The organism is Clostridium sp. SHJSY1 (assembly GCF_031626875.1).
Lineage (GTDB): Bacteria > Bacillota > Clostridia > Clostridiales > Clostridiaceae > Clostridium.
The window spans coordinates 92,915-100,080 of the sequence record NZ_JANDMF010000014.1 but is presented as its reverse complement, the minus strand read 5'-3'; the positions used below and the strand labels follow the sequence as shown (position 1 = coordinate 100,080).

Here is a 7,166-nt window from a genome sequence, read left to right as displayed (position 1 = left end):
AATTTGATGATGGAATAATGAGAAAATTTTCTGAAAAAGTTCTTACAACTAATGGATTATTAATGATAATTGATTAAATGAAATTGTTTCTAAATTTTTACTTTAAAAAAGAATATTTATAAATGCCAAATTAAAAATCCAATTTTAATACTTAACAAATAACATAAATAGTTAAGTTTTTAGACTCCACAAATAATTTTTAGCAAAATTAAGAATAAATTTACATTTTATGAGTAATTAATATTCATTACCAAAAGAAATTGATAATTATTCTTTTTAAAAAACTATAAAAATTGGATATTAATACGATAGTTTTAATAGAGAATTAAAATCGTTATTAATTTTCTGATGTTTTTAGTAAAAATAATAAAAAAGTGAAAAAGTGGAGGGAAAGTTGTGAATTATATTAAAAGTGTTAAAATATGGCAGAAGTTACTGGTATCTTTTCTTGTTATGGTATCTCTTATGGTTATTATTGGGGTTAATGGAATATTAAATATGAGAAAAATAAATTCTAATCTTGATAATATTTATACAGAACGTTTAACATCTATAAGTGATATAAATTCGCTAAAAATAAATCTTTTACAAATTCGTGCAAATATTTTACTTATTATTGATCAAAAGAATAAAGGGAATATTGAAACTATATCTAATGACATTGCAAGATTAAAGACTGAAGATGACAAAATAGTTGATAGCTATAAAAAAACAATCACCACAGATGAGGGAAAACAAAACTTTGATGATTTTCTAGTTCTTCTTAAAGATTATCGTATTGCACGTGAAAAAATTATAGAATATGTTAAACAAGGAAATTATGAAGAAGCGGTAGCATTTTTACCAAAGGCTTCTGAAATTCGAGAGAATATGTTTACTACTCTTAATAAAGAAATTGATTTTAATATGAAAATGGCTGAAAATAAGTATAAAGATAGTATGGATGTATATACTTCTTCTTTAACTATCATAATAACAATTCTTATAGTAAGTATCATTATTGCAATCGTATTAGGTAGTTCAATTTCTATAATGATTATAAGAAGATTAAAAGTCGTTTCAAATTTTGCGGATAAATTAGCTGATGGAGATTTATCTCAAACCATTGAAATAACTAAGAATGATGAATTAGGAAATATGGCAGCTTCATTAAATAAGGGAGTAAGCAACATGCGAGAATTGCTTTCAGGGGTAATTAGTGGAGCAGAGAATATAAATGCTTCAAGTGAAGAATTATCAGCAACTATAGAGGAAATTTCATCAAAAATGGAAACTATTAATGAATCGGTAAAACAAATTTCAAATGGTACTGGTGAGTTAAGTGCAACTACAGAAGAAATTAGTGCTTCAACAGAAGAAATTACATCCAATACAGAAGAACTTTCAAGTAAGGCGACTGAAGGAGATAAGTCTGCTAAAGAAATACAAAAACGTGCTATTGAAGTAAAGATGAAGGGAATAAAATCATCAGAAGTATCAAAAGCAATTTATAAAAAGACATATGAAAAAATAGTTAAAGCTATAGAGGAAGGAAAAGTAGTTGATGAAATTAAAGTTATGGCAGAAGCGATTGGAAATATTGCAGAACAGACGAATTTACTTGCTTTAAATGCAGCTATAGAAGCAGCTAGAGCAGGAGAGCAAGGAAAGGGGTTTGCTGTTGTAGCAGAAGAAGTTAGAACACTTGCTGAACAATCAGGAGAAACAGTGTCAAATATTCAAAACTTCATAAATCAAGTGCATTATGCATTTAATAACTTATCAGAAAATGCACAAGCGGTCCTAAATTTTATGGATAATACTGTTAACGCGGATTATGACTTTTTAATAGATACTGCTATTCAATATGAAAAAGATTCACAATTTATGAGCAATATGTCTGGTGAAGTTGCTTCTGCAACAAAGATAATGGCAGATTCTATTAAACAAGTTAGTGGAGCTATTGAAAATGTTTCTGCAACTACTGAGGAAACAGCAGCAGGTTCAGAAGAAATATTAAATAGTGTAAACGAAACTGTTATTGCAATTGAGGAAATAGCAAAATCAGCACAAGCACAATCTGAATTAGCAGAACAACTTAATAATATAGTACAGAAGTTTAATATATAGGTAAGAAAGACATTATTAGAGTGTGCTTCTTATTCAAGTATCATTTATAGAGATTAAATAAGAGAAAGAGAATTTAGTATAATTTGTGCTAAATTCTCTTTTGGTTCGTCCAGTATAGCTGGCAGGCTGAAATATGTTTACATCTCTTTCTTAACAGGAAGAAAATTCATGGAAACAAATTAGGTGACAATGAAAAAACTATAGTTAAATTATAGATAAATATATGTAAAAGAAACTCCTATCTTGTTAAACTTTTTTCCAGAGAGTCACGAGTATCCTTCATTTGTTGTAGTTGCTGCTGAAGACGAACTTCAGTATCACTTTTTGAACATCCTACTAAACTAAAAGTTAGTATTAAGAACATTATTATTGAGAAAAATCTTTTTTTATTCATCATTTCCCCTTCTTTCATATAAAGTTGATAAAATACATTTTTATAATTAACTTGATATCCTATTGTACTTCTTAAATTAATTTTATGTATTCCAACAATCATTGTAAATAGGACTATGTGCGCGATTTTTTTAGGACTTTAGTCCGATTTTAGCAAAGGAAGAATGATTTAATTGTGGAGAAGTCATTCTAATAGGTATTATTTATATAGGGTAAATAAATTCAATGAGAAGGATCTAGGATATAATAACTGACATAATAAAAAAGGATATGGAATAATAATAAACTATGTAAAATCTGTAGAAGGAGAATAAAAAAGTGAATCAATATAAAAAAATAAAATTTCAATTAATAGCTAAAGAGATGGTGGAGAGATTAAAGGATAAAGGTTATATAAGTTACTATGCTGAAGATAAAGAAGAAGCTAAGAAGAAAATTTTAAGTTTAATACCATATAGTTCAAGCATATCTGTAGGTGGCTCAGAAACTCTTGAGGCTATGAACATAATAGAAGAGTTTAGAAGTGAAAAGTATAAGTTTTTTGATAGATTTAAAAAGATGCCATATGAAGAAATGTATGAGCTTTATAGACAATCATTATTATCAGATTATTTTATTTCAAGCACTAATACAATAACAAGGAATGGAGAGCTTGTTAATACTGATTCATCAGGAAATAGGGTTGCATCTATGATTATAGGGCCTAGAAAAGTAATTATAGTTGCAGGGGCAAATAAAGTAGTGGAAAATTTAGAGGAAGCTTTTAAAAGAATAAAAGAGATAGCTCCAATGAATGCAACAAGGGTTCATCATGATGCACCTTGTGTTAAGACTGGAAGATGTATGAAATGTGAAATTCAAAGTTCTGTATGTAATTATACAGGAATAATAGAAAATGGGCGTAAAGAACCAGGTAGGATAACAATTATTATGGTTGCAGATGAATTAGGTTTCTAAATAAAAAAATATAGATGCTGAATTTCAGAAGTAAAAGAGGAGCTGCTGTTACAAAAGTGAAGTGAAATGTTAAAAAATTGCAAATGGTACTAAAAGTAAAAAAAATTAGAGGAGAGAAATTTATGTATAAAAAGAATAAAATAATGTCATTTCTTTTGGTAATTATTTTTATGTTATATTCACTTTTTACATCTAAAATGTCTGCTTATGCAGAAGGTGAAAACGTTAACATGAATGAGATTTCAGTAACAACTAATCCAGAAACTAATGAGATAAAAAGTGGTGAGTTTTGGTATGATAATAATGGTGATAAAATTCAAGCACATGGTGGAGATATGATAAAGGTTGGTGACACATACTATATGATTGGTGAAGACAAATCACATGATAAGTCAACATTTAAAAATGTAGCTATGTATACTTCCAAAGATTTAACAAATTGGACTTTTGATAAATATATTCTTACACCAACTTCTTTTGGTACTAATGGCAAACAAGATACAGAATTAGTAAGTTGTAAAATAGAAAGACCTAAAATTTTATACAATGAAAAAACTAAAAAGTATGTAATGTGGATGCATTATGAAAATGCAATGAATTATAATTTGGCAAGAGTAGCAGTAGCTACTAGTGATACTATAGATGGAGATTATGTATATGAAGGTAGCTTTCGTCCCAATAATAATGATTCAAGAGATATGACTGTGTTTAAAGATGATAATGGTTCAGCATATTTATTTTCTTCATCAAGTGTAAATAAAGTTATGAGGACTTATAAGCTTACAGAGGATTACTTAAGCATAGCTTCAGAATTAAATATGGTATATGATGGTACAACAACATCATATAGAGAAGCACCAGTTATAGCTAAGAATGATGGAATATATTATCTTATTACATCAGCAGCTACTGGTTGGTATCCAAATCAAGCTATGTATTCTACAGCCACTTCAATTGAAGGACCATGGTCAACTCCTAAAAATTTAGGGAATTCATCTACATTTTATTCACAATCAGCTTTTATTGCAACAATACAAGGAACTGAAGAAACTTCATATATTATGTGCTCAGATAGATGGGTATCCTCAAAATTAGGAGATTCAACGTATGTTTGGATGCCACTTACTTTAGATGGGACTAGTGCTTCTATGGAATACTATGATAGGTATAAGATTGATATAAATACTGGTGTTATAACTATTCCTGAAACAAGTACATTGATTTCTCAAGGAAAGCCATCCACAGCGTCTAATGTAGCAGTTGGGTCTAGTGCAGGTAATGCAAATGATGGCAACTACAATACCAATTGGCTAACCACAGGCAGTTCAGGAAATTGGCCTGCATGGTGGAAGGTTGATCTAGGAGGTAGATATGAATTAAATAATGTACAAATTTCTTGGTTTTTATATAAAGGTTCAGAAGCGTATTATAAATATAGAATTTGGGTTAGTTATGATGATGTGAACTATACTCTAGCATTAGATAGGATGGATAATACAACTTATGGATTTACATCTGATATGCTATCTAGTATAAAAGGTAGATATGTAAAGATTGATATGCAGTCTGCTGTACCTTTCAATAATCCCACCAATAATTGGTACACGCCTCAATTATGGGAAGTTAAAGTCTTTGGTAATAAATTAAATGATTAATTTTGCAGAAATTTTTTAAATCTAAAATTATAGAAAAGGGTGAGGTGTAATTAACATCTCACTTTTTTAATGGAAGGTGAGTCCTTTATTTTTTATAACATATATTTTCTTATTATCATAAAAGTTGTAAAGATAAAAAAGTATATGAAATATTGAAAAAATACATGATTTTTCATAAAATAAGATTATCGCTAAAATATTTACTGAAATTTTGATAAAAAGTAAATAAAATCAAAAGAAAATTCATTTGTAATATTTTTACATTTAAGTAAAATATAATGGGGCAGTAAAATTACAGTAATTTTGAAAGGAAAAAATTAATAATGGAGTATTTTAATAAAATAATAGAAAAAAATTATGTTAATGCACCATTAATAAATGATATTTCAAAGTATGTGGAATTTATACTTGAAGAGGGTATACCACACATTCCGTATAATAGTTATGTACATTTTTACAAAGATGGAAGTAGAAAAGAGTTTGAAAAGGCATATTTTGAAAGAAGAAAACAATTAACTGCATTAGGATTATATTTACAATGGAATATTTCAAAGAAAGCTATAAATTATTTTCAAGAATTATTATGGAATATATCAAATGAATTTAGTTGGTGTTTAGTTGCTCATTTACCATATGGGAAAGATGAATTTCAAGATGAATCATCAAAAATAATTGATCTCTTTTCAGCAGAAACAGCACAAACTTTATGTGAAATTCTAATAATTCACAAAGATAAAATAGATAAATTACTATGTAATCATATAAAGAAACAGATTAGAGAAAGGGTATTGTTACCGTTTATAAACAGAAATTGGGAATGGGAAACTGCAACTCATAATTGGAGTGCAGTTTGTGGCAGTTGCATTGGAATAGTTGCTTTATTAATGGAAAAAGATAAAATGCAAGAGTTTATTTTAGAGAAGGTTGAAAATGCATTAGATTGTTATATAAAAGGATTTGGAAATGATGGAATAACATTAGAAGGAATAGGATATTGGGCGTATGGATTTGGATACTATAACTATTACAAAGCATTAAGGATGGAAATATATAAAAAAGATAATGAAAAATATATTAGTAAGATTAAGGCTATAGCAAGCTTACCACAAAAAATTCAAATTTCAGAAAAAGTATTTGTTCCCTTTTCTGATGTACCTCCAGATACAATTTTGCCTTCAGGGTTAATATCATATTTACATAATAAATATGATATTAAAGTGCCACTAATTAAAAGTATAAGTTCTTTTGATTTTGATCATTGTTATAGATGGGCTCACATAAGCAGAAACTTATGGTGGACAAGCGGAAATGTATTAAATTGGAAGTTAGTTGATATATCTTGTTATTTTAATGATGCACAATGGATGGTTCATAGGAAAAATAAGATGTTTTTTGCAATAAAAGGAGGCAATAATAATGAACCACATAATCATAATGATATAGGAAGTTTTATTCTTGCTATAGATGGAGAAATAATATTAACAGACCTTGGAGCAGGAGCATATACAAAAGGGTATTTTGGAAATGAGAGATACACTTATAATCACACTAGATCTTATTGGCATTCTGTTCCACTTATAAATAAGTGTGAACAAAAAGAAATAGGAGTCAAAAGTAATGTTATTAAACATAGTATTACTGATAAATTCATAGAATTTCATTTGGAATTAACTTTGGCATATCCTTTGTTGAAGTTAGATAGATTCTATAGAAAAGCAAAGTTTGAAAATTACAATAAGGTTCTAACAATAGAAGATTTTATTGTGGGGCGAGATATTACCACAGTGAATGAAGGGTTTGTAAGTTATATAAAACCTGAAATAATTAAGGAAGGGGAAATAATCTGGAAGGGAACAAAAGGAAAAATTATATTATTATATGATTATAATAAATTTAGCTATTCTATAGAGAAAGAAGAAGTGCTTAATCATTATAATGAGATGATAAGTATATATAGATTAGGATTGATAATACAAAATAAAAATAAAGAATTAGTAATCCCATTTAAATTTTATTATCAAACAATATGAAGTTCTAATGAAAAAGAGGGAT

General features: G+C 28.0%; 5 protein-coding genes. 4 read left to right on the top strand and 1 reads right to left on the bottom strand.

All coding sequences use genetic code 11. The features are described 5' to 3' along the window. Positions 1 to 396 precede the first annotated feature (396 nt). Complete coding sequence (locus tag NNC19_RS08935; protein ID WP_310938287.1) at positions 397 to 2,109, top strand: methyl-accepting chemotaxis protein; 1,713 nt, start codon at positions 397 to 399, stop codon at positions 2,107 to 2,109. A 238-nt stretch (positions 2,110 to 2,347) separates the two neighbouring features. Here the strand turns inward: NNC19_RS08935 and NNC19_RS08930 are convergent, their stop codons facing one another. Beyond that, complete coding sequence (locus tag NNC19_RS08930; protein ID WP_310938286.1) at positions 2,348 to 2,605, bottom strand: hypothetical protein; 258 nt, start codon at positions 2,603 to 2,605, stop codon at positions 2,348 to 2,350. A 215-nt stretch (positions 2,606 to 2,820) separates the two neighbouring features. On the opposite strand from NNC19_RS08930, the gene NNC19_RS08925 reads away from it, so the two are divergent. The 3 genes from NNC19_RS08925 (at position 2,821) to NNC19_RS08915 (ending at position 7,144) form a co-directional block, all read left to right on the top strand. Further along, positions 2,821 to 3,459 carry a lactate utilization protein gene (locus tag NNC19_RS08925; protein ID WP_310938285.1) on the top strand — a complete coding sequence of 213 codons (639 nt, stop codon included), beginning with the start codon at positions 2,821 to 2,823 and terminating at the stop codon, positions 3,457 to 3,459. 122 nt (positions 3,460 to 3,581) lie between these two features. After that, entirely contained in the window at positions 3,582 to 5,114 is a 1,533-nt protein-coding gene (locus NNC19_RS08920; protein WP_310938284.1) for a family 43 glycosylhydrolase, read from the top strand. Between the two features lie 323 nt (positions 5,115 to 5,437). After that, a complete protein-coding gene (locus NNC19_RS08915; protein ID WP_310938283.1) occupies positions 5,438 to 7,144 on the top strand; it encodes a heparinase II/III family protein in 1,707 nt (568 codons plus the stop codon). Positions 7,145 to 7,166: the final 22 nt, after the last annotated feature.

Excerpts from the sequence above, each read along its gene's own strand:
- NNC19_RS08930 (WP_310938286.1), bottom strand. The coding sequence starts at position 2,605 with ATGATTGTTGGAATACATAAAATTAATTTAAGAAGTACAATAGGATAT.
- NNC19_RS08920 (WP_310938284.1), top strand. The coding sequence starts at position 3,582 with ATGTATAAAAAGAATAAAATAATGTCATTTCTTTTGGTAATTATTTTT.
- NNC19_RS08915 (WP_310938283.1), top strand. The coding sequence starts at position 5,438 with ATGGAGTATTTTAATAAAATAATAGAAAAAAATTATGTTAATGCACCA.